Origin of the sequence: Streptomyces sp. NPDC048659 (genome assembly GCF_040650575.1) — a bacterium.
Taxonomy (GTDB): domain Bacteria; phylum Actinomycetota; class Actinomycetes; order Streptomycetales; family Streptomycetaceae; genus Streptomyces.
In genome coordinates, this window is sequence record NZ_JBEZHM010000007.1 from 35,610 (window position 1) to 57,786 (window position 22,177).

Here is a 22,177-nt window from a genome sequence, read left to right on the forward strand (position 1 = left end):
TGGTCCCGGGCGCGGGCGCCGCGCCAAGCCGCTGCCCGGATCGTAGTGGACAGGAAAGTTTCCTACCAGACTGCGGAGCAGGCTCTTCCGAAAGACGCCCGAGGCCGGTTCAGAGTGCCCGAGGCCGGTTCAGAGGCTGATGTGGTACGCCTTGCGCAGGGTCTCGTGGACGGTCCAGGTGGTGCGGTCGCCCTCGCGCAGCACGCAGGCGTCGCCGGGGCCGATCTCCAGGGTCTCGCCGCCCTCGACCTCGACGGTGGCCCGGCCGCTGACGACGACGAAGAGCTCGTTGGCCTCGGTGTCGGTGACCACGCCGGGGGTGATCTGCCAGATGCCGCGCAGCTGCGTGCCGTCGGCGGACTCCCACAGGACCTTGCCGGTCACCTCGGGGGTGCCGGAGACGATCTGGCCGGGGTCGAGCGGCTCGGCTTCGAGCTCGGCATCGGGGATGTGGACGGCGAACGAGGGCTGCGCGTGAGTGGTCATGGCGGGTGACTGTAGCGGGGCGCGGGAGCCGCCCGGGGGCCGGGACCACCTGGAAGCCCCTCCTCCGTTTCCCGCTCCCACCAGGCACTTCTCCGGCGGCTCCGGCACGACGGAATCCGCAGGAGGGGTTTACCGCCGGGCCACGCCCGAAGGGGCGGGCGGGGAGGGCGGGGTGGGGGTGCGGGGCACCGAATCCGTAGGGGTGGGCGTACGGGGAAAACGCGGGCACGCGCGGGAGCGCGGGAGACCACCGGCCGCGCGCGCCGGGGGGCCGGGGGTCGCCGGTCTCCGCCCCGCCGCCCCCGGACGCGCGGGAGGCGCGGGGGGCCACGGAGCCGCCAGGGGCGGGCATTTCCGGCCAGCGATACCGAAAACAACGCCCCGCGCGGAGGGCGGAAAACCGCGTCACCGCAGGTCAGGGGCGACACCTTTGGTGGGCCCCATGGCGGGTTGGCGAGTTGTGGCCGACCCCTGGCAACGGTCCCGCGCGGGCCCCACACTCCGAACCGGAACACCCCGCTCCTCCTCCCCCAACCCCCACCACGGACAGGAGAGTGCGATGCCCCCCACCCGAACCCTCGCCCGCGCGGCCGTACTCGGCGCGGCGGTCCTGCTGACCGCCGCCACGGCCCTCCCCACCGCCTCCGGAGCCGCCGCCTCCGGAGCCACCCCTCCCGGTGCCGCTCCGGGCGCCGCCCCCGGCGCCGACTACAAGGCCGCCCACGACACCCTCGGCCCGCAGCGGCTCACCCCGGCCCAGCGCAGACTCGCCGCCGCCAAGCAGGCCGCGGCGGACCGCCCGGCCGCGACGGCCGCCCGCGCGCTCGCCGGGTACAGGCTCTCCGGCGCCCTCCACCAGTCCCAGCAGACCTCCTACTGGTGCGGCCCGGCCGCGCTGGTGATCACCCAGTCCGCCCACGACGAGGTCGCCGGCCGCTCGCAGCAGGCGGCGGCGACGCTGCTGAGGACGACCACCGCCGGGACCGCCTGGTACGGCGTCGACATCGACGTGCCGAACCCGACCGGCTACCCGATGGCGGACGCCCTGAACGCCCGCCTGCCCGGCGCCGGTTACGTGCCCCGGGCCCTCCCGTACACCCCGACCGCCGCCGACAAGGCCGCCTTCCGGCAGCACATCACCCACGACACCGACAACGACTACGCCATCGCGGGCAACGCCTGGGAGGTGCCGGGCGGACCGCACCTCGTGGGGCACCCCAACGTCGAGATCTTCCACTGGGTCTCGATCGACGGCTACAACACCGACACGGCGGCCGGACAGGTCGACTACCTCGACCCGGTCGGCGGGGTCAGCACCAGCGTCATCTCCTGGGCGGGCGCGGTCCCGAAGTCCGCGCACATCTCGTCCGACACCCTCACCACCATCATGGGCGGCCGTGGGTACGTCTGGTAGCCACCGTCGCCGTCCCCTCCGGCGTCTCCGCCTCCTGCCGGTGCCGCTCCTGGCGGGCGCCCTGCTGCTCGCGGGCTGCTCCCCGGGCGGCGGCACCGGCACCGGCGGGGACGACAAGGGCGCGCCGACATCCTCCCCGTTCGCGGCTCCGACGCCGGTTCCGGTGCCTTCCCCGGCCCCGGTTCCGGCCCCGGCCCCGAGCGGGGCGGCGCCGACGGACGCGGGGACCGCGGCCTGCCGGGTCCCGCTGCCCGCCGCCTGGCGCGCCGCCTTCGCCGCGGGCGAGTACCGCCCGCCGCCGGGCGAACAGGCCGTCCTCACCGAGACCGGGCCGGGCTGGACGGTGCTCCAGCTCAGCGGCCCCGCCGGGCGCCGCGCCGTCCTCGTGCGCCGGGGCGGGGCGGCCCCGGAGACCCTGCTCCGCCTCGCCGACCCCGTCGAACACCAGCTGCTGGCGGCGGACTTCGACGGGCGCCGCTGGGCCGTCCTCGCCGTCCTGGAGGGCCGGACCCTGGACAGCCCGTGGAGCCTGTACGTGTGGGACGCCACGACCGGCGCGGCGCGGCGGCTCGCCCGCGCCGACCGGCCGGGCCCGCTCCCCCGCCCGTACGTCCGCGACGGCACCGTGGTGTGGGCGCAGGGAACCGGCTCCGGCACGGCCGCCGTGCTCGCGGCCCCGGCCGCCGGCGGCGCCCCGCGCGCGTGGCACACGGGCGTGCTGGACGGGCCGTTCGCGGCGGGCGGCCTGCTGGTGTGGCGCGAGGCCGCGGGCGGCGGGACCCGGCTGGCCGCCGTCTCGCTGCGGGACGGGCGCCCGGCGGCGCTGCCCCCGCCGATCGCCGCCCTGCGCGACATCCGGGCCGCGGTCTCCGACGGCCGGAACTGGGCCTGGGTGGCGGGCGAGAGCGCGCCGCGCCTGATGGTGTGGCGCGCGGGCGGGTCCCGGCCCTCGGCCGCCGTGACCGGCTCCCCCGCCGCCGACGGCATGGACCAGCTCCGCGTCTCCGGCCGCCTGGTCACCTGGCGCACCCCGGAGACCTCCTACGCCCTGGACCTGGACGCGCGCGCGTACGCCGAACTCACCCCCGCCTACGGCTACGCGCAGGCCGCGGGCGGCGCGCTGGCCCTCGCGTACAGCGTCGGCGACGCGAAGACCGCCGGGTCCCGCCCGGTGATCCAGGTGGTGGACGCGGAGCGACTGCCCGGCCTGCCGGGGTGCGGCTGACCGGGGAACGGCTGACCCGGATGCGGCCGAGGGTGTACGCGGCTGACCGGCGTGCGGCGCGCCTGGGTGCGGCTCACCTGGGTGCGGCTCACCTGGGTGCGGCTGAAACGCCCGCCCGCGCGGGGGCGCGATGTGGCCGATGCGCGCCACCGAGGTTTGCGGGGACCGGGGTTGCGTCAGAGATCCCCCATGTCCACACAGGTGTCCGAGGAGGTACGGGAGGCGCTCCACGAGCGGCGTCCCGTCGTCGCGCTGGAATCGACGATCATCGCGCACGGTCTGCCGCGCCCGCGCAACCTGGCGGTGGCCCGGGAGCTGGAGGCGCTGGTGCGGGAGGGCGGGGCGGTCCCCGCGACCATCGCCGTGCTCGACGGCACGGCCCGGATCGGCCTGGACGAGGCGGGGCTGACCCGGATCGCGGAGGACCCGGCGGTACGGAAGCTGGGGCACCGCGATCTGGCGCCCGCGCTCGCGACCGGGGCGACGGGCGCGACGACGGTCTCCGCGACGGCCTGGCTCGCGGACGCGGCGGGCATCCGGGTCTTCGCGACCGGCGGGCTCGGCGGCGTCCACCGGGAGTGGGCCGAGACCCAGGACGAGTCGGCCGACCTGCGCCTGCTCGCCCAGGTCGGCGTCACCGTCGTGTGCGCGGGGGTCAAGTCGATCCTCGACGTGCCGGCGACGCTCCAGCGCCTGGAGACCCTCGGGGTCACCGTCGTCGGCTACGGGACGGACCGCTTCCCCGGCTTCTACCTGGCCTCCTCGGGCGAGCCCATCGACTGGACGCTGCGGGACCCGCGCGAGGTGGCGGCGGTGATACGCGCGCAGGACGCCCTCGGCGGCCCGCGCGCGGCGCTGATCGTCGCCAACCCGGTTCCGCGCGAGCAGCAGTTGGACCCGGCGCTGCACGACCGAGTGCTCGCCCAGGGCCTCGCGGCGGCAAAAGAGAAGGGCGTCACGGGACAGGCGGTGACGCCCTTCCTGCTCGACCATCTGACGGTCCACACCGAGGGCGCGTCCCTGGAGGCCAATCTGGCGGCCGTACGGGGCAATGTGCGGCTCGCGGCGCGGATCGCGGCGGCCTACCGCGAGCGGCCGTGACCGGCGCGGGCGCGCCCCGCGCGGGCGGGCTGCTGGTCGTCGGGGACGTCGTCACGGACGTGGTCGCCCGGCACCGCGAGCCCCTGAAGGCCGCCACCGACACCCCCGCGCGGATCCGCACCCTCCCGGGCGGCGCGGGGGCGAACGTGGCCTGCTGGGCCGCCCGTTCGGGCTGCGCGGACGTGCGGCTGCTCGGGCGGGTGGGCACCGACTCGGCGTCCTGGCACGAGGCGGAGCTGCGCCGCGCGGGCGTGCGGCCGCTGCTCGCCGTGGACCCGGACGCGCCGACCGCGTCGGTCATCGCGCTGGTGGGCCCGGACGCGGAGCGCACGTTCCTCACCGACAGCGGGGCCTCGCTGCGGCTGGCGCCCGGGGACTGGTCGCCGGGGCTGCTGGCCGGGGTCGCCCGAGTACACCTGTCCGGGTACCTGTTCTTCGCGGAGCCGAGCCGCGAGACGGCCGCGCGGGTGCTGGCGGACGCGCGGGCGGCGGACGTGCCGGTGAGCGTGGACCCGGCGTCGGCCGGGTTCCTGGCGGAGCTGGGCGCGGACCGCTTCCTCGGGGCGGCGGCGGGTGCCGCCTGCCTGCTGCCCAACGCGGACGAGGCCCGGGCGCTGACGGGGCTGACCCGCGCGGACGAGGCCGCGGCGGCCCTGAGCCTGCGCTTCCCGCTGGTCGCGGTCACCCTGGGCGGCGAGGGCGCCGTCCTCGCCGCCGACGGCCGGGTGACGGCCCGGGTGGGCGCGCCGCCGGTCCGCCCGGTGGACTCCACCGGCGCCGGGGACGCCTTCACGGGCGCCTTCCTGGCCGCCCTGCTCGCGGGCGCGACCCCTTCCCGGGCCGCCGCCGCGGGCTGCCACGCGGGCGCCGAGGCCGTCACCCGGGTGGGCGGCCGCCCGGAGCCGGGACGGCCGGCGGGCGGGGCGGGGGCTTAGGGCCTGTCCGGTGGAGGGGGCGCGGGGCTACGACCTCACCCGCCCCCGCCCCTACCTCCGTCCCCGTCCCGGAAGCCCGCCCAGGCCGGGCGCCGGGGGTCGTCGACGCGGACGACGGCGTCGGCCGTGTCGGCGGGGCCGACCTCCTGCTCGTACCGCTCGAAGGCGGGCAGGGTCCAGGACTCCTCGGTGCGGCGGGCGAGGGCGGCGGGCGACAGGCTCAGATGGACCGTCAGGTCGAAGGGGAACCAGCGGCCGAGCAGGAAGGGGCCGTGCAGGACCAGCACGCCGCCGGGCGGCAGCGGTACGGCGGGGCTGCGGGTCGCGCGGTCGGTGACCGGGTCCCACAGGTCGGGCAGGACCCGCCCGGAGCCGCCCGCCTCCAGCGGCCCGAAGACCTCCCGCCACAGCGCCCCGGTGTCGGACCAGCCGCCGTAGTAAGCGTCCGGGTCCCGCTTGCCGTACTCGAAGCGCAGCGAGGCGGGCCGCAGGAAGCCTCCCGTGCCGACCACGAGCACCGACCGGCCGCGCAGCCGCAGCGCCTCGGCGAGCCGCTCCGCGAACTCCGCGCCCGGCGCCGCCGGGGCGCCGTCCACACAAGCCTTGAGCCAGGCGCTCCCGTCGGACGGCCCGGCCCCGTCGAGCCGGTCGGCCACCGCGTCGGCGAGCCGCTCCCAGCTGATCGCTTCGAATCGCATCCGTCCCGTCCTTGACCTTGTCGTTGGCGGCAGGGTTCGACCCTCACCGTATGGACACCAGCACAGAGCAGCACAGCAGGGTCGTCGTGGTCACCGGCGCCGGTACGGGGATCGGCCGGGCCACCGCCCGGGCCTTCGCGCGCGAAGGGGCCACGGTCCTCGCCGTCGGGCGCCGCCCCGAACCGCTCGCGGAGACGGCCGCAGGCTTCCCGGGCATCCGCCCCCTGGTCGCGGACGTCACGGCGGACGGCGCGCCCGAGGCGATCACGGCGGCGGCCACCGACGCGTACGGACGGCTCGACGTGCTCGTCAACAACGCCGGGATCGGCGGCGGCGGACCCCTCGGCACGCTGGACCGCGAGACGATCGGCCCGCTCCTGGCGACCAACCTCGTCGCCCCGGCCCTGCTCGCCCAGGCCGCCGTCCCGGCGCTCGCGGCCTCCCGGGGCGTGATCGTCAACGTGACGACGACGATCGGGCAGCGCGGCTGGCCCAACGGCTCGGTCTACCCGGCGACGAAGAGCGCCCTGGAGACGCTGACCCGCTGCTGGGCGGTGGAACTCGCCCCGCGCGGGGTGCGGGTCGTCGCCGTCGCGCCCGGCGCGATCGAGACGCCGATCGCCGACCACATGGGGCTGTCCCCGGAACGCCGGAAGGCCCTGCGGGACTGGCAGCTCGCGCACATCCCGATGGGCCGGATCGGCCGCCCGGAGGACGTGGCCTGGGCGGTCACCGCGCTGGCCGCGCCGGACGCCGGCTATCTGACCGGCACCGTGCTGCCCGTCGACGGGGGCGCCCTGGTGGCGTGAGCGGCGTGATACGACTGCGCGGGGAGGTGGTGTCCTTGCGCATCGGCGAACTCGCCCGGCGGACCGGGACGACGGCGCGCGCCCTGCGCCACTACGAGCAGGCGGGCCTGCTGGGCTCGGCGCGCGCGGCCAACGGGTACCGGGTGTACGACGAGGGCGCGGCGGTGCGTGTCGCCAACATCCGCTATCTGCTGGACGCGGGCCTGACGCTGGACGACGTGGCCGCGTTCGCGAGCTGTCTCGACGGGGACCTGCCGTCCGTGCGGCCGTCCGCGCGGGGCCTGGAGATCGCCCGCGACCGCCTCGCCGTCCTCGACGCCCGCATCACCGCCCAGACGGCCGCCCGGGACCGCCTGGCGGCGACGCTGGCGCGCACCCGCGCGGGAGCCGCGGAAGACGCGGAAGACGCCGGAGACGCCGGAGACGCCGAAGACGCGGGAGCCACTGAAGCCGCAAGAACCGCGGGAGACGCACGGATCAGCGGCGAATAAGCCCCGCTCCGGCACCCGCCCTCACCTTTCCGCCCTCCCGCGCGGGCGCGCGGCAGGATCACCCCGCCCCCGCCTCCACAAGCTCCGCCCGGCCCGCCGCCACCGCGTCGGCGAGGGTCGTCTCGCCGTTCGCGAGGGCCCGGCAGGTCGCCGCGTCGGTCAGCAGGCGCAGGTCCGCGTCGGCGGCCGGGCCGTCCCCGTACTCCGCCCGGCCGTCGGCCCCGGCGCGTACGTGGAACTCCCCCTCGTCGAGGGTGACCTGGACGACCCGCGCGTCCAGCGGTTCGAGGGCGGTCAGGAGCGGGATCGCGAACCAGTGGGCGCGCACCGCGTCGGTGGGCCGGGGCTCGTCGAGGACGGGCGCGCCCCAGGCGGCGAGGGCGCGCAGGACGGGGAGCAGGTCCCGGCCGCGGGCGGTGAGCTCGTACACGTACGCGGCGACGGGCGGCGGCAGCCGGCGGCGGGTGACGAGCTCGGCGCCCTCCATGTCCTTGAGCCGCCCGGCGAGCATGTCGGTGCTGACACCGGGGAGATCGGCGTGCAGATCGGTGTAGCGGCGCGGCCCGGCGAGGAGTTCACGGACGATCAGGAGCGTCCAGCGGTCGCCGACGGCGTCGAGGGCACGGGCTGCGGCGCAGTACTGGTCATAGCTTCGGCGGCGTGGCATACGACGCAGTCTAGACATGTTGTTGGACTTTCCAAGCTCGAACTTGGTAAAACCAAGCATCAACGATTCTGGGGAGGTCGGCGCATGGAGTTCCGGCAGTCGAGCAAGCTGAGCGAGGTCTGTTACGAGATCCGCGGCCCGGTCATCGAGCAGGCCAACGCCCTGGAGGAGGCGGGCCACAGCGTCCTGCGCCTCAACACCGGAAACCCCGCGCTCTTCGGCTTCGAGGCGCCCGAGGAGATCGTCCAGGACATGATCCGGATGCTCCCGAAGGCCCACGGCTACACCGACTCGCGCGGCATCCTCTCCGCCCGCCGCGCGGTCGCCCAGCGCTATCAGTCGATGGGGCTGCGGGAGGTCGACGTCGACGACGTCTATCTCGGCAACGGGGTCTCCGAGCTGGTGTCGATGGCCGTCCAGGCGCTCCTGGAGGACGGCGACGAGGTCCTGATCCCGGCCCCCGACTTCCCCCTGTGGACGGCGGTCACGACCCTCGCGGGCGGCAAGGCCGTGCACTACCTGTGCGACGAGTCCGCCGATTGGTACCCCGACCTCGACGACATGGCCGCGAAGATCACCGACCGCACCCGGGCCGTCGTGATCATCAACCCGAACAACCCCACGGGCGCGGTCTATCCGAAGGAGATCGTCGAGGGCATCCTCGACCTCGCCCGGCGGCACGGCCTGATGGTCTTCGCCGACGAGATCTACGACCAGATCGTCTACGACGACGCCGTGCACTACCCGGCCGCCTCCCTCGCCCCCGACCTGGTCGTCCTCACCTTCGGCGGCCTCTCGAAGACGTACCGGGTCGCGGGCTTCCGCTCCGGCTGGCTGGTCGTGACCGGCCCCCGCGAGCACGCCCGCAGCTATCTGGAGGGCCTGACGATGCTGGCCTCCATGCGGCTCTGCCCCAACGCCCCCGCGCAGTACGCCATCCAGGCCGCGCTCGGCGGCCGGCAGTCGATCCACGAGCTCACCGCCCCCGGCGGACGGCTGCGCGAACAGCGCGACCGGGCCTGGGAGAAGCTGAACGAGATCCCCGGCGTCTCCTGCGTCAAGCCGAAGGGCGCCCTCTACGCCTTCCCGCGGCTCGACCCGGCCGTCCACAAGATCCACGACGACGAGCGCTTCGTGCTCGACCTGCTGCTCCGGGAGAAGATCCAGGTCGTGCAGGGCACCGGCTTCAACTGGCCGCGCCCGGACCACTTCCGCATCCTGACCCTGCCGTACGCGGACGACCTCGACGCCGCCATCAGCCGCATCGGACGCTTCCTGAGCTCCTACCGGCAGTGACGCCGGGCGGCGGGCCGAGGCCCAGGCGCCGGGCGGCGGGGGCCGGGGCACGTACGGGCCCCGGAAACGGCAGCGGGTCCGAGGGCGTAGCCGGCCCCCGGACCCTTGTGATGCCGCTCCTCTTCACACGCCGGCACGGTTGGAGGACCCGGGTCAGTCGTCATTGCGTCGCGTCCTGCCATTGGACCACCGCCGATCGAAGCTCGGCGGACCAGATTCGAACTGGCATTTCGACGCACCAGGGCCCGGGCCCGGTCGATCCGGCGATGAGCGGCGCATACTGAATCTGGAGCAAGAGTCTGAGATTGATCGCGGTCGCCTCTGCCGGCTTGGGCCACCCCGGCACGAGAGTGCCGGGAGGAGGATTCGAACCCCCACTGGAACCGCGTTCGTCACGACAAGGCTCAGCTTCAGCTTTGCGCTCCTCGCGCACCCCGGCCGCGCTCGCGGCCGGGGAGTTCATGGATGGGCTACCCGAAGAGGTAGCCGAATACGGCCTCGCCGACGCGCCGGTCGGTGACCTCCCCGCCGTTCGCCTCCTCGCGGGCGAACTTCACCGCCTGCTGGAGCTTCTCGACCCGCTCCACCAGCTCGTTCACCCGCCGGGCGGGCAGCGCGCCGGAGAACTTCACGGTCGTCCAGTACCCCACCGGGATGTCCTCGTAGTACACCTCGACCTGCGCCGGGTGCTTCTCCGTCGCCTCCGCCTTGACGTGGTTGCGGGGCACCTTCTTCGTACGGACCGTGCGGACCGGCTCGGTCTTCCAGGCGTCCGTCGACGGGTCCTGCGTCCACGACTCGGCCGCGTCGAGGACCGGCAGCTTGCGGACGAAGGTGAGGATGTCCGTCAACTGCTTCTCCAGGAACAGCAGATACGCGACCGGCACCCCGTCCACCAGCACCCGCCCGTCGACGGTGATGTCGGCGCGGGCCTCGCAGTTCGCCCAGTCCTTGGTGGCGGTGACGTCGAAGAGACGGGTCAGCGTCCGCGCGGTCTCGCGCAGCACGTCCTCGGCCTTGACCTGCACCAGCGTCGACTCGGGCGGAAGCTGCTCGCCCTCCTCGTCCTTCGGCTGGTACGTACGGGAGATGCCCGCCAGCAGGCCAGGCTTCTGCAGTCCGTGGTGGGCGGTGGTCAGGTCCTGATGCGCCCGGGACTTGACGCCTTTCTCTACTGCGATGATCTGATTGAGTTTCGTTGCCACGCGACCGACCCTAGAGGGCGGCGCGCGACGAATCGAACTGTTTTTCCTGCCGGTTGACGGCACGCGCTGACGAGGCGTCGGGGGCGCGTCGAGAGTGCGAGGAGCGGATCCGTCATGGACGTGGCGCTGATAGCCGTCGTCGGAACCCTGCTGGGCGTGGTCGCCACCCACTGGTTCCAGGGCCGGGCGACCGAGCGGACGGCGGCCCTGGCGCGGACCGAACAACTGCGGCAGGAACGGATCTCGACGTACAGCGCGTTCGCGGGCGCGGTCGTCGACTACCGGCACAGCCAGAACGACCGCTGGTTCCGGGCGCGCCTGGAGCCCGGCTCCGAGGAGGCGGAGGCGTCCCGGCACGCCTCCTACCGACAGCGCACGGTCGCCCGCCAGGCCCTCTTCCGGGTCCAGCTGGTCTGCGACGACGCGCGCACCCGCCAACTCGCCGAGGACGCCTTCGAGGTGACCCACTGCATGCACGAGGCGGCGGACGACGAGGAGCGCGGCGTGCGCTCGGAACGGGCGAAGGAGGCACTGGCCCGCTTCATCTCGTCGGCGGCACCGGAACTCCGCTGACCCCGGGCCGGGGAGGGGATACGAGGAGACAAGGGGCGCCACCCCCGGGCCGGGGAGGGGATACAAGGAGACAAGGGGCGTCACCTCCGGGCCAGGGAGGGGGATACCAGGCGATACGGGGCGTCGCCCCAGCCCCGTACGGGTAGGAGGTCCTCGTGGATCTCGTCGCCCCCGTCGTCGTCGAACCGCTCAAGCGGCGCCGCTGCTCGGAGTGCCGCCAGGGACCGCTCGACCGGGTGATCGTCGAGTACGGCTCCTTCGTCTGCCTGGACTGCGCCGACCTCGGCCATCTCGTCTTCCTGCGCCGCGGCGACACCGCGCTGACCCGCAGGGCCCGCGAGGGCAGCGCGCTGTGGGCGGTGGTGATCCGGCACAACAGGCGGCGCACCCGCTACGAGCGCCAGGGGCTGCTCGTCGAGGAGGCCGCGCTGCGGCGCGCGGAGACCGCCTGCCTCGCGGACGCGGAGGCGCGGGCGCGGCGCCGGGCCCGCGACGCGGAGCGCCGGGCCGGGCGGGACGCGCTGATCACGGCGGCGCTGGAGGAGGAGATCCGGCGCCTGTTCCCCGGCTGCCCGGCCGACCGGGCGGCCGAGATCGCCGGGCACGCCTCGGCGAAGGGCAGCGGCCGGGTCGGGCGCACGGCCGCCGGCCGCTCGCTGGACCGGGGCGCGGTCACGGCCGCGGTGCGGGCCGCCGTGCGGCATGTGGACACCGACTACGACACGCTGCTGATGACCGGGATCCCCCGGCACCAGGCCCGGACGAGGGTCGCGCCCGCCATCGAGGCGGTGCTCCGGGCCTGGCGTACCGGCTGAGCGGGCGCGCGCGAGAGACGTCCGGTCAGCCCTCCTCGCCCGCGCGGCGGGCCCTGCGGTACATCAGCGCGCCGCCGAGGAGCAGCGCCGCGGCGGCCGGGGCGGCGAGGCCGACCGCGTCCGAGCCGGTGCTGGCGAGCTGGACCGAGCTCGACTGCGGGGCCGGGGCCGGCGGCACCTCGTCGCCCTTGCTCGGGACGGGCGGCACCGTGCGCGGCGGGGTGGGCGGGCGGGGCGTGGGGTGCTCGTCGCAGGGCTCGTCGGACGGGCCGTTGACGGCGGTGTTGCCGAAGGCCGGGTTGCCGATGCCGACGACGTTCAGCGAGTTGCCGCTGAGGTTGACCGGGAGGTCGATGGGGAGCTGGAGCCCGTTGCCGGAGAGCACGCCGGGCGAGCCCTTGGCGAGGCCCTCGGCGGTGGCGCCGCCCCCGTTGGAGGAGCCGCCGGTCCGCCCGCCGTGGTCGGAGGAGCCGGTGCGCGGCGTGCCCGGGAGGTCCTTGTGGGTGGGGCCGCGGCCCTCGGAGCCGTGTCCCGACGGCGCCGAGGAGCGGTTCTCACAGCCGTTGCCGAACGCCGGGTTGAGCAGTCCGACGACGTTGACCGTGTTCCCGCAGAGGTTGACCGGGGCGTGCACGGGGAGCTGGACCGCGTTGCCGGAGCCCACCCCCGGCGAGCCGATCGCGGCACCCTGGGCCGCGGAGTCGGCGTGGGCGGCGCCCGCCGAGAGCGCGAGCGCGCCACCGGTGACCAACAGTGTGGCCAGACCACTTCGGCGAATCTGCCTCATGGGTTCCTGCCTTCCGGATGTCTTCACGAGCAGTCGCCCGTACCCGAAATAACGCCATCCGCGAGGTGCCCGGCTCCGACCGATGACGGGTTTCACTCCATCGAGCGAGTGTGGCGTGATGGATCATGTCCCGACGTCGGGGGTTCGCGGAGCGTTATCGTGACGCGGGACGGGGGTGAGGTGACGGTGGGACTGGAGCGTCTTCGGGTGCCGGTGGGGCCGGACGCGGACCGCTGGCGGACCCGCGAGGGCGTCCGCACCGTGCTGTTCGTGGTCCACAACGTGACCTCGGCGACCCGGCTGCTCGACGTGCTGCCGCTCTTCGACGACGCCCCCGACGTGCAGTGCCTCGCCACCTGCACCGGCTCCTCGCCCTTCCAGTCCGGCGTCCCGGAACTGCTGACGGCGGCGGGTCTGCCGGTCCTCCCATGGGAACAGGCCAAGGAACTGGCGGCGCGGGAGGAGGTGGACCTGGCCGTCACAGCGAGCTACGGCGGTGAACTCCAGGCGCTGCAAGGGAAGTTGACCATCCTCTCACACGGCGCTGGCTACAATAAGAGGCTCCGGACACCGGGACACCGGGACACCGGGACACCGGGACACCGGGACACCGGGACACCGGGACACCGGGACACCGGGACACCGGGACACCGGGACACCGGGCCGACGGGCCGACGGGCCGACGGGCCGACGGGTCCACGGCCGACGCCCGGGCCGAGGCGCCCGTCTTCGGGACGGCTCCGGAGTGGGTGCTCCACGAGGGCCGGCCGCTCGCCTCGGACACGGTGCTCTCGCACCCCGAGCAACTGGACCGGCTGCGGCGCGACTGCCCCGAAGCCGCCGCCACCGCCGTCCTCGCCGGTGACCCCTGCTTCGACCGGATGCTCGCCCTCCGCCCCCGACGCCCTATGCTGCGCCGTGCGTTCGGCGCGGGCGACGGGCGCAGGCTCGTCGTCCTGAACTCCACCTGGGGCCGCACCTCCCTCCTCGGCTCGCCCGGGTTCCCCGCCCTGCTGCGGGAGTTGACCGAGACCCTGCCGCTGGACGAGTACCGGCTCTGCGCGGTCCTCCACCCCAACATCTGGTACGGGCACGGGCCCGGCCAGGTCCGCAGGTGGCTGCGCCGGGCGGAGGACTCCGGGCTCACCCTCGTCGACCCGCTCGGACCCTGGCGGCAGGCGGTCGCCGCGGCCGACTGCGTGCTCGGCGACCACGGCTCGGTCACCTACTACGCCGCCGCGCTCGGACGGCCCGTCCTGCTGGGCGCGTTCGCGCACGAGGACCTCGACCCCGCGTCGCCGGTCGCCGCGCTCGGCCGGGCCGCGCCCGCACTCCGCCCCGGCGTGCCGCTGCGCGCCCAGGTGGACGCGGTCGTGGACGGGCACGTGCCCGGGCGGTACGACGGCTTCGCGGCGGCCCTGACCTCCGACCCGGGCGAGTCCGCGCGGCTGCTGCGGACGCTGTTCCACGCGCGGCTCCGGCTGCCCGAACCGGCCCGCCCCGCCCGCCTCGACCCGCTCCCGGTGCCCGTGGACCTGGGCCCGCCGCCCGTCACCGTGCCCGTCCGGGTCCTCACCTCCGTACGACCGGCCGCCGGGCCCGACGGGCCGCCCGAGGTCTCCGTCGCGCGGTACGCCGATCCCACCGCGGAACCGGACGCGCCCGGCGCCCAGGACGCGCACACGGCCGTGGACGAGGCGACCGCCGACACCGGCCGGCCCTCCCTCGCGGACGTGGTCCTCGACCGCCCCCGCGAGGGCGACCCCGCGGGCCCGCGCGCGGCGGAGCTGCTGCGGCAGCACCTGTACGCCGGTCTCGTGGGCGTACGGACCGGGCCCGCGAGCTGCCTGGTGCGGGTCCGGGAGGAGGCGGCTCCGGTGCTCGAACTGACCGCGCTCCCCCGGCCGGACGGCTTCGCCGACCCCTGCGACCCTGCCCTCCTCGCCTCCGCCGTCTACGCCTGGCACGCCGAAGGGCGCCCCCTCACGTCCCTCGCCGCCGGCGGGACCCTGACCGTGGTGACGGGCGCGATCCGGCACCTGGTCCGGGTGGAGGCGAGCCCGGCCCGGTCCTGAGGGCGAGGGCGGGGCCGCTCCGTCTAGTCGTCCTCCCGGCCGGGCCGCCCGGGCTCCGCGTCGAGCGCGTCCCGCTCCGCGCGCAGGGCCGCCGCCGCGGGCGAGCCGAGGCGTTCGTACCGGTCGGCGGCCTCGGTCAGGAACGCACGGCGCTCCCCCGGGGTGGCCGCCGCCTTCGCGCGCAGGGCCGCGATGGCCGCCTCCTGGACCGGGACCCGTTCGCGGGCCATCCGCTCGGCCGCCTCGGCCAGCCGGGCGGCGGCACGCTCGCGGTCCCCGGCGGCCAGGGCGGCCTCGCCGAGGCTGGTCAGGGCGCGGGCCTCGTTGTACGGGTCGGGGAGTTCGGCCAGCAGCGTCCTGGCCCGCTCCAGGGTGTCGGCCGCCTCGGCGTGCCGCCCCTGGCCGGAGAGGGCGCGGCCCAGGTGGTGCACCAGGAGGGCCTGGGCGCGGGGGTCCTCGGCGAGGGCGCGCGCGGCCCGGAAGGAGTCGGCCGCCTCCGCGAACCGGCCCTGGGCGAGCCGTACCAGGCCCAGGGACTCGACGGCCGTCGCCTCGCCCCTGCGGTGCCCGCAGCGGCGGTCCGCCCCGGCGGCGGCCTCGAACTCCGCCTCCGCCTCGGCGTGCCGACCGAGGCCGAGCAGGGCGAAGCCGAGCTGGGCGCGCATCCGGCCCTCGGCCTCGGGGACCTCCGGGCAGGCCGCGGCGGCGCGGACGCCGAGGCGGTGGGTGTCGAGCCAGTCCCGGTGGAAGCCCTGGCGCAGGAAGAGGCTCCAGAGCGCCTCGCACAACTGCCAGGTGAGGTCGTCCAGCCCGTACTCGTCGGCGGTCCGCACCGCCTCGACGAGGTTCTCCCGCTCGGCGAGCAGCCAGGCGGCGGCCTCGTCGGCGGACCGGTGGTCCTCGGCGGGGCGCGCGTAGGCGGGGCCGAGGCGCCAGCGCCCGGGCATGACGCGGCGGTCCGCCGCGGCGGCCGCGCTCAGGTGGTGGCGGAGCAGCCGGCCGACCGCCGCCGCCGAACGGCCGGGTCCGTCCTCCTGGGCGGCCCGGCGCGCGGCGTCGGCGGCGAGCAGGTCGTGGTGGCGGTAGCGGCCGGGGGCGTGCTCCTCGACGAGGTGGCAGGAGGCCAGCTCTTCGAGGAGCCGGGCGGCTTCCACCTCCGGGAGCCCTGCGAGCGCGGCGGCGGCCGGGGCGGTCAGCGCGGGCCAACGGCGCACCCCGGCCAGTCGGTAGAGCCGGGCGGCGTCCGGGCCGAGGTCGCGGTACGAGGTCTCGACGGCGGCGGCTACGGGATCGGGCGCCGCCGCACCGCCGGATCCGGCACCGTCAGCCGCCGCCGCTGCCACATCGCGCTCCAACTGCTGCCAGGTGAGATGGGACCGTACGGCGAGCCGCTCGCCGGCCACGCAGAGGGCGAGCGGCAGTCCGCCGCAGTGCCGGGCAACGGCTTCCGCACCGGCGCCGCTCCCGGCCGGGCCGGGCTCGCGGCCGGACAGCCGGGTGAGGAGGAGCGCCGCGTCGGCCGGGCCCAGGGGCGGCAGGGTCAGGTGGTGGGCGCCCACCGCGCCGCCGAGGCCGGCGAGCCGGCGGCGGCTGGTGACGAGGGTGAGCGAACCGGGGCCGGTGGGCAGCAGCGGGAGGACCTGGGCGACCGAGTGCGCGTTGTCGAGGACGGTGAGGAGGCGGCGGTCCGAGGTCAGCGTGCGGAACCAGTCCGTCTGCTCCTGCTCGTCGGCCGGCACGTACTGCGGGGCGACGCCGAGAGCCCGCAGGAAGCGGACCAGGATCGTGGAGGGGGCGGCGGCGGTCGCGGTGGCGTCGCCGCGCAGGTCGGCGTGGAGTTCGCCGCCGTCGTAGCGGTCCCGCAGGCGCGCCGCGAAGTGCAGCGCGGTGGCGGACTTCCCGATGCCGCCGGTCCCGGTCAGCACCACCACGCGGGGCGCCGGGTCCTCCGCGTCGCCGTCCAGGAGGGCGGTGAGCCGGTCGAGTTCGGCGCTCCGGTCGGTGAAGTGGCGGGTCGGCGCCGGGAGTAACCGGGGGGTCCGGGCGCCTGGGAGGATGACCGGGACGACCGCCTCCATGGTCAGCGTGTCGATCCGGCCCGCCTGGACGACGGGCCCGTGGACCGTGCCGCCCAGCTCGTTGCGCACCACTGAGTCGCCGCTCACGGGCGGGGGCCGCCCTGCCCGGAGGGACCGGAGGGTTCGGCGGGGGTGCCGCCGCCCGTCCGGTCGACGTGGCCGACGTGCCCGATGCGGCCCACGTCGCCGATGGTGCCGGCCTGGATGGTGATGCCGTGGTGGACCCCGCCGGTCATGGTGTTGGTGATCACGGTGGTGTGCGGGGCGGGCGCGGAGGAGTCGGGGCCGGACAACTCGTCGAGGATCCGGCGAAGTTCACCGGCCGCGTTCGGGTCCGCGAGGAGGCTGCGGCGCATCCTGGCACGCCATTCGGTGCGGGCCTCGGACTGCGCCTCCGCCGCCGCGTCCGGGTCGCCGGACCGCTCGGCGCTCAGCAGGTCCTCGCGGGCCGCGTCGAGCTCCTCGCCGATCGCCGCCTCGTCGGCCCCGGAGCGCGCCGCGAAGTACCCGGCGATCCGGGTCCGGGCGCGCTCCCAGCCCTCGGTCACCATCTGCTGGACCAGGGCGGTCGCGCCCGCCGTCGCCAGTGTCACCAACTCGGCTTCCACCGGGCCCCCTTAGCTCCGTCTGTCGTGGTGTCAGCCTATCGGGCGGTCACCTCCCGAGCAGGGTGGTGACGACACCGACCGGGTCGGCCTCCGGGGTGCCGCGCGGCCACCAGTCCTCGCGGTCGAGGTCCGACTCGTAGCCGTACCAGAGTCCGTCGCGGCCGAAGCGGAGCTGGAGAGTGCGGGTGGAGAGGCGGTTGCGCCAGGGCCGGAAGGCGGGGTGCTCGGCGGCGAGCAGGGCGGGCCTGGCGCGGTCGAAGGGCCCGGCGGGCGGGTCCCAGGGCTCTTCGAGGACCGCGAGCCCGGCCGGTCCGCCCTGGCGCCAGGCGGCCACGGCGCGGGCCAGGTCGGTCGGGGTGCGGTCGAGGGCGTGGGACAGGTCGCGGTAGAGGGCGCGGGTGGAGGCGGTGAGCCCGGAACCGGGGTGGGCGGCGGCCAGCCGTACCGCGTCCTGCCAGGGGGTGAGCGCGGCGACGGGGTCCCGGCCGGTGGTGAGGAAGACGTGGGCGCGGGCGGCGGCCTCGCCGGCGAGGAGGTCGAGGGCGAGCGGGTCGGGGGCCTCGGGGTCGGCCGGGAAGACGGCGGGGCGGCCCGGTTCGGCGGGGACGGGCAGCGGCGGGGGCAGCGGCGGCAGGCCGCGCCCGGTGAGCGGGGCGAGCGCGGCGCGGGCGGGGACGGTGGGGAGGTCCGGGGCGGCGCCGGGGCGCTCGGCGGCGGAGCGGGCCGCGTTGCGCCGGGTGAGGTCGGCGAGGAGCTCCTGCTCGCCGCGGCCCCGCATGAGGAAGAGGACGAAGGGGTCCTCGTCGAGGAGCCGGGCGGCCTGGTAGCAGAGGGCGGCGGCGTGCTTGCAGGGGTAGCCGTCGTCGGGGCAGGAGCAGTCGGGGACGAGGTCCCCGGGGGCGGGCAGCAGTCCGGTGACGGCCTCCAGGGCGTGCGGGACGTCCTTGTCGAGGAGGGCGGCGATGTGCTCGGGGCGGGCGGCGGCCTGGTCGAGGAAGGTCTCCCAGTCGTCGTCGCCGAGGGTCCGCAGCCAGATCTCGGTGCGGTACGGGCGCGGCCTGCTGCCGTGCACGTAGGCGACGACCCGGCCCGGTGTGACGGTGATCGCGTCCACGTGGCCGCGCTGGGCGTACGTCCTGCCGCGGGCGAGCCTGGCCTGGTCGAGCGCGGTGCCCTCCAGGGACTCGACCCAGGCGTTGCCCCACCAGGTGGCGGCGAACCGTCCGTCGGGGGCCTTGCGCGGGGCGAGCTGGGGGAAGGTCCTGCGCCGGTCGTCGTGGCGGGGCAGGGCGGGGCGGGCGGGGGGCGTGCGCGAGGACCGGGTGCGGGCGGGTGCCTCGGCGGGCCGGGCGGAGGGGCGGCGGGCACCGGGGGTCATGACGGCCTCCTCAGGGACACCAGGTCGGCCAGCTCGCGGTCGGTCAGTTCGGTCAGGGCGGCCTCGCCGCCGCCGAGGACGGCGTCGGCGAGGGCCCGCTTGGCGCGCAGCATCTCCGCGATGCTGTCCTCGACGGTGCCCTCGGCGATGAGGCGGTGCACCTGGACGGGCTGGGTCTGCCCGATGCGGTAGGCCCGGTCGGTGGCCTGCTCCTCGACCGCCGGGTTCCACCAGCGGTCGTAGTGCACGACGTGTCCGGCCCGGGTGAGGTTGAGGCCCGTGCCGGCGGCCTTGAGGGAGAGCAGGAAGACGGGGACCTCGCCGGCCTGGAAGCGGTCCACCATCCGCTCCCGCTCAGGCACGGGCGTGCCGCCGTGCAGGAGCTGGGCGCCGATGCCGCGGGCGGCGAGGTGGTCGGCGAGGAGCCGGGCCATCGACACGTACTGCGTGAAGACGAGGACCGCGCCGTCCTCGGCGAGGATCGTGTCGAGGAGCTCGTCGAGGAGGGCGAGCTTCCCGGAGCGCCCGGAGAGCCGCACGGCCCCGGCGCCCGCGCCGCTGGTTCCGCGGTTTCCCGGGGAGCACTCCTTCAGGTACTGGGCGGGGTGGTTGCAGATCTGCTTGAGCGAGGTCAGCAGCTTCATGATCAGTCCGCGCCGGGCCATGCCCTCGGACGCCTCGATCTGTGCCATGGTCTCGCGCACGACGGCCTCGTAGAGCGAGACCTGCTCGCGGGTGAGGGCCACGGGGTGGTCGGACTCGGTCTTCGGCGGCAGCTCGGGGGCGATGCCGGGGTCGGACTTGCGCCGCCGCAGCAGGAAGGGCCGGACCAGCCGGGCGAGCCGCTCGACCGCCTCCTCGTTGCCGACCTCCTCGTTGTTCTCCACCGCGCGGGCGTGCCGGGAGCGGAACGCCTTGAGGGGGCCGAGGAGGCCGGGGGTGGTCCAGTCGAGCAGGGCCCACAGCTCGGAGAGGTTGTTCTCCACCGGGGTGCCGGTGAGGGCGACCCGGGCGGGCGCCGGGATCGCGCGCAGGGCCTTGGCCGTCGCCGAGAAGGGGTTCTTGACGTGCTGGGCCTCGTCGGCGACGACCATGCCCCACTCCTGCCCGGCGAGCCGGTCGGCGCTGGTGCGCAGGGTGCCGTAGGTGGTGAGGACGAAGCCGCCGTCGAGCCCGTCGAGGGTGCGGTCGGCGCCGTGGAAGCGGCGGACGGGGACGCCGGGGGCGAAGCGGCGGATCTCGCGCTGCCAGTTGCCGAGGAGCGAGGCGGGGCAGACGACGAGGGTGGGCGCGGGGCGGGCGCGCCGCAGGTGGAGGGCGATGAGGGTGAGGGTCTTGCCGAGGCCCATGTCGTCGGCGAGGCAGCCGCCGAGGCCGAGGGAGGTCATCAGGTCGAGCCAGGCCAGGCCGCGGAGCTGGTAGTCGCGGAGGGTGGCGTCGAGGCCGGGCGGCGGGGGCACCTCGCCGGGTCCGGCCAGCAGCCGGTCGCGCAGCGCGGCGAGGGCGCCGACGGGGACGGCGGGGACGGTCTCGCCGTCCACCTCCGCGGTGCCGCCGAGGGCGACGGCGAGCGCGTCGACCGGCTCCAGCAGACCGAGCTCCCGCTTGCGGGCCTTGCGGACGAGGGCGGGGTCCACCACGACCCACTGGTCGCGGAGCCGGACGACGGGGCGGTGGGCCTCGGCCAGGGCGTCCATCTCGCGCTCGGTGAGGGGGTCGCCGTCGAGGGCGAGCTGCCAGTTGAAGCGGAGCAGTTCCCCGCTGTCGAAGAAGGCGGTGCCGTCGGTGGCGGAGCCGGGCGCGGAGTGGGCGGGGCGGACGACGGCGGAGGCGCTGAGCGAGCGGGCGAGGTCGCGGGGCCAGTGGACGACGACCCCGGCGTCGGCGAGCCGGGGGGCGGCGGGGCCGAGGAGCTCGTACAGCTCGTCCTCGGTGATCGGCAGGACGTCGGGCACGTCCCGTTCCAGGAGGCGGCCGAGCGGCGGCCAGACGCGGGCGGCGCGGCGCAGGGCGAGGACGGCGTCGATCCGCGCGCGGGGGCCGAAGTGCTCCTGGCCGTCGCCCGCCCACAGGGCGGCGGCGTCGATGACCAGGGTGGGATCGGCGAGGCTGTGCACCTGGAGCAGCACGGCCGCGGCGTGCCGCTCGGCCGCCTCTCCCGTCTCCTCCGGCCGGTCCGCGATGTCGAAGAGCTCGAACGCCGAGAGGTCGAGGCGGAGCGAGACCCGGACACCCGCGTCCATGCCGGCGGCGGCCTCTGCGGCCCAGGCGCGCGCCCGGGGCAGGTGGACGGCCTCCCGCGCGGCGAACGGCCGGCCGACGGCGTGGGGCGCGGCGGGGGTACGGGGCAGGGTGTCGGCGACCGCGTCGAGGAAGGCTCTGACCAGGGCCTCCGGCTCGGGCAGGCGCAGCGGTCCGCGCCCGGAGCCGGGGCCGGGCACGGGCGTGGCGTGCCCTTCGTAGGGCATGGCGGCGGCGATCGCCCGCAGGTGCGCGATGTCGTCCGCGTCGAGCGGCCCGGCCCGCCAGGCGTCGTGGTCGTCGGCGGTCAGTCCGGGCAGCAGCCGGCCGCGGGCGAGCAGGTGCAGGGCGTGCAGGGCGGCGGCGCCCCAGCAGGCCGCGGCGGGGTGCGCGGCCGGGTGGTGGCGGGCGGCGACCAGGAGAGGCAGGGCCTCGGCGACGGGCAGGAACAGGGCGGGCACCGGCCGGCCGCGCGCCCCGGTCCCGTGGCGGCGCGCGACGGTCAGCTCGCCGCTCGTGGCGGTGGTGGGCCCGTCCCCGGCCGGGCCGAGCCGCCCTGGGTCCGGCAGCGGGGCGCCTTCGGGGGACCAGAAGGCGATCCGGCCCTCGCGGGGCAGGGCGGCGGGCAGGAAGACGGCGGCGGCGCCGAGCAGCGACTCGTTCACGGCACTCCTCACCTCCCGTTCCGCGACGGAACTCCGACTGGACCTCCGACCATACGGGTGGGGTCTGACAACAGAGTGTCACGGCGGATCGCCCGGACGGCCCAACCGGACATGACGGCCGGTCCCGGAGGGGGCACGGTGGCCAGGAACACCCTTCCGCCGCCAGTCTCCGACAGACGAGGATCCCGCCATGTCCCTTCGCCGGCGTCTCACCATCGCCACCGGGGCCGCCCTGCTCGCCCTCACCGTCACGGGCTGTTCGGGGCTCGGCCGCAGCATGGTCGGCACGCTCTCGTACGAGACCGGGCGGGAGCTGGTGGTGACGGTGACGAGCCCGTCCGTGAAGGGCTGCCACCGGCTGGCGCCGTCGGGCGCGACGCGAGTCGAGAACAACACGCTGGTGGACATCCAGCTGTACCGGACCCGCGACTGCAAGGGCGAGAAGCCGATCTACGTGGCGACGAGCATGTCGAACACGATCGCCCCGGGCAGCCTGCCCTGGCGCAGCTACAACGTCATCCACTGACCCGGGCCGGGACAGCCGGAGAAGGCGGGCCCCGCTTCCGGTTCGCGCGCCGCGGGTGGATGCTGGAAGGACCCTGGGGGGGCCGCCTGGGGAGATGTCCGCGT

The 22,177-nt window shown here is 76.0% G+C and carries 20 protein-coding genes; 11 read left to right on the plus strand and 9 right to left on the minus strand.

Annotated features, from left to right (window positions below; genetic code table 11):
* Positions 1 to 129: 129 nt before the first annotated feature.
* Positions 130 to 486: a cupin domain-containing protein gene (locus AB0C99_RS07705; protein WP_362470855.1), complete on the minus strand. Its 357-nt coding sequence runs from the start codon at positions 484 to 486 to the stop codon at positions 130 to 132.
* 559 nt (positions 487 to 1,045) lie between these two features.
* Here AB0C99_RS07705 and AB0C99_RS07710 point away from each other — a divergent pair.
* From AB0C99_RS07710 to AB0C99_RS07725, 4 genes are all read left to right on the plus strand, one after another.
* Positions 1,046 to 1,900, plus strand: coding sequence for a hypothetical protein (locus tag AB0C99_RS07710; protein ID WP_362470858.1), 855 nt, complete (start codon positions 1,046 to 1,048; stop codon positions 1,898 to 1,900).
* A gap of 40 nt (positions 1,901 to 1,940) precedes the next feature.
* Positions 1,941 to 3,125: a hypothetical protein gene (locus AB0C99_RS07715; RefSeq protein ID WP_362470861.1), complete on the plus strand. Its 1,185-nt coding sequence runs from the start codon at positions 1,941 to 1,943 to the stop codon at positions 3,123 to 3,125.
* A gap of 189 nt (positions 3,126 to 3,314) precedes the next feature.
* Positions 3,315 to 4,226 (plus strand): pseudouridine-5'-phosphate glycosidase, encoded by a 912-nt coding sequence (locus AB0C99_RS07720; RefSeq protein ID WP_362470864.1) that lies wholly within the window; start codon positions 3,315 to 3,317, stop codon positions 4,224 to 4,226.
* Positions 4,223 to 5,161 carry a PfkB family carbohydrate kinase gene (locus tag AB0C99_RS07725; protein WP_362470867.1) on the plus strand — a complete coding sequence of 313 codons (939 nt, stop codon included), beginning with the start codon at positions 4,223 to 4,225 and terminating at the stop codon, positions 5,159 to 5,161. Before AB0C99_RS07720 ends, AB0C99_RS07725 begins: the two co-directional genes overlap by 4 nt.
* Before the next feature lie 35 nt (positions 5,162 to 5,196).
* Here AB0C99_RS07725 and AB0C99_RS07730 read toward each other — a convergent pair whose 3' ends face one another.
* Complete coding sequence (locus AB0C99_RS07730) at positions 5,197 to 5,859, minus strand: uridine kinase (RefSeq protein WP_362470870.1); 663 nt, start codon at positions 5,857 to 5,859, stop codon at positions 5,197 to 5,199.
* A gap of 50 nt (positions 5,860 to 5,909) precedes the next feature.
* Between AB0C99_RS07730 and AB0C99_RS07735 the strand changes: the two genes are divergently transcribed.
* A complete protein-coding gene (locus tag AB0C99_RS07735; RefSeq protein WP_362470873.1) occupies positions 5,910 to 6,668 on the plus strand; it encodes an SDR family oxidoreductase in 759 nt (252 codons plus the stop codon).
* A 35-nt stretch (positions 6,669 to 6,703) separates the two neighbouring features.
* Positions 6,704 to 7,159 carry a MerR family transcriptional regulator gene (locus AB0C99_RS07740; protein ID WP_362471283.1) on the plus strand — a complete coding sequence of 152 codons (456 nt, stop codon included), beginning with the start codon at positions 6,704 to 6,706 and terminating at the stop codon, positions 7,157 to 7,159.
* 58 nt (positions 7,160 to 7,217) lie between these two features.
* On the opposite strand, the gene AB0C99_RS07745 is transcribed toward AB0C99_RS07740, so the two are convergent.
* A complete protein-coding gene (locus AB0C99_RS07745; protein WP_362470876.1) occupies positions 7,218 to 7,826 on the minus strand; it encodes a helix-turn-helix domain-containing protein in 609 nt (202 codons plus the stop codon).
* Between the two features lie 84 nt (positions 7,827 to 7,910).
* Here AB0C99_RS07745 and AB0C99_RS07750 point away from each other — a divergent pair, with 84 nt between their 5' ends.
* Positions 7,911 to 9,122, plus strand: a complete 1,212-nt coding sequence (locus tag AB0C99_RS07750; RefSeq protein ID WP_362470878.1) for a pyridoxal phosphate-dependent aminotransferase — start codon at positions 7,911 to 7,913, stop codon at positions 9,120 to 9,122.
* A 470-nt stretch (positions 9,123 to 9,592) separates the two neighbouring features.
* Here AB0C99_RS07750 and AB0C99_RS07755 read toward each other — a convergent pair whose 3' ends face one another.
* Positions 9,593 to 10,327: a hypothetical protein gene (locus AB0C99_RS07755; protein WP_362470881.1), complete on the minus strand. Its 735-nt coding sequence runs from the start codon at positions 10,325 to 10,327 to the stop codon at positions 9,593 to 9,595.
* Between the two features lie 114 nt (positions 10,328 to 10,441).
* Here AB0C99_RS07755 and AB0C99_RS07760 point away from each other — a divergent pair, with 114 nt between their 5' ends.
* Both AB0C99_RS07760 and AB0C99_RS07765 read left to right on the plus strand, forming a co-directional pair.
* Positions 10,442 to 10,900, plus strand: coding sequence for a hypothetical protein (locus AB0C99_RS07760; RefSeq protein ID WP_362470884.1), 459 nt, complete (start codon positions 10,442 to 10,444; stop codon positions 10,898 to 10,900).
* A gap of 155 nt (positions 10,901 to 11,055) precedes the next feature.
* Positions 11,056 to 11,715, plus strand: a complete 660-nt coding sequence (locus AB0C99_RS07765; RefSeq protein WP_362470886.1) for a DUF2293 domain-containing protein — start codon at positions 11,056 to 11,058, stop codon at positions 11,713 to 11,715.
* Positions 11,716 to 11,740: 25 nt separating this feature from the next.
* On the opposite strand, the gene AB0C99_RS07770 is transcribed toward AB0C99_RS07765, so the two are convergent.
* On the minus strand, positions 11,741 to 12,502 hold the full coding sequence (locus AB0C99_RS07770) for a chaplin (protein ID WP_362470889.1): 762 nt from the start codon (positions 12,500 to 12,502) through the stop codon (positions 11,741 to 11,743).
* Between the two features lie 749 nt (positions 12,503 to 13,251).
* On the opposite strand from AB0C99_RS07770, the gene AB0C99_RS07775 reads away from it, so the two are divergent.
* Positions 13,252 to 14,577: a hypothetical protein gene (locus AB0C99_RS07775; protein ID WP_362470892.1), complete on the plus strand. Its 1,326-nt coding sequence runs from the start codon at positions 13,252 to 13,254 to the stop codon at positions 14,575 to 14,577.
* A gap of 23 nt (positions 14,578 to 14,600) precedes the next feature.
* Here AB0C99_RS07775 and AB0C99_RS07780 read toward each other — a convergent pair whose 3' ends face one another.
* From AB0C99_RS07780 to AB0C99_RS07795, 4 genes are read right to left on the minus strand one after another with little or no spacing between them, the layout of a single operon-like run.
* A complete protein-coding gene (locus AB0C99_RS07780) occupies positions 14,601 to 16,742 on the minus strand; it encodes an AAA family ATPase (protein ID WP_362470895.1) in 2,142 nt (713 codons plus the stop codon).
* The gene (locus AB0C99_RS07785; RefSeq protein WP_362470898.1) at positions 16,739 to 17,263 is read right to left on the minus strand and encodes a hypothetical protein; all 525 of its coding nucleotides are present in this window, start codon (positions 17,261 to 17,263) and stop codon (positions 16,739 to 16,741) included. The genes AB0C99_RS07780 and AB0C99_RS07785 overlap by 4 nt, the downstream gene beginning before the upstream one ends.
* A gap of 46 nt (positions 17,264 to 17,309) precedes the next feature.
* Positions 17,310 to 18,641: an SWIM zinc finger family protein gene (locus tag AB0C99_RS07790; protein ID WP_362470901.1), complete on the minus strand. Its 1,332-nt coding sequence runs from the start codon at positions 18,639 to 18,641 to the stop codon at positions 17,310 to 17,312.
* Positions 18,638 to 21,547 (minus strand): DEAD/DEAH box helicase, encoded by a 2,910-nt coding sequence (locus AB0C99_RS07795; RefSeq protein ID WP_362470904.1) that lies wholly within the window; start codon positions 21,545 to 21,547, stop codon positions 18,638 to 18,640. The genes AB0C99_RS07790 and AB0C99_RS07795 overlap by 4 nt, the downstream gene beginning before the upstream one ends.
* Positions 21,548 to 21,737: 190 nt before the next feature.
* Here AB0C99_RS07795 and AB0C99_RS07800 point away from each other — a divergent pair, with 190 nt between their 5' ends.
* Positions 21,738 to 22,073 carry a hypothetical protein gene (locus AB0C99_RS07800; RefSeq protein WP_362470907.1) on the plus strand — a complete coding sequence of 112 codons (336 nt, stop codon included), beginning with the start codon at positions 21,738 to 21,740 and terminating at the stop codon, positions 22,071 to 22,073.
* Positions 22,074 to 22,177: the final 104 nt, after the last annotated feature.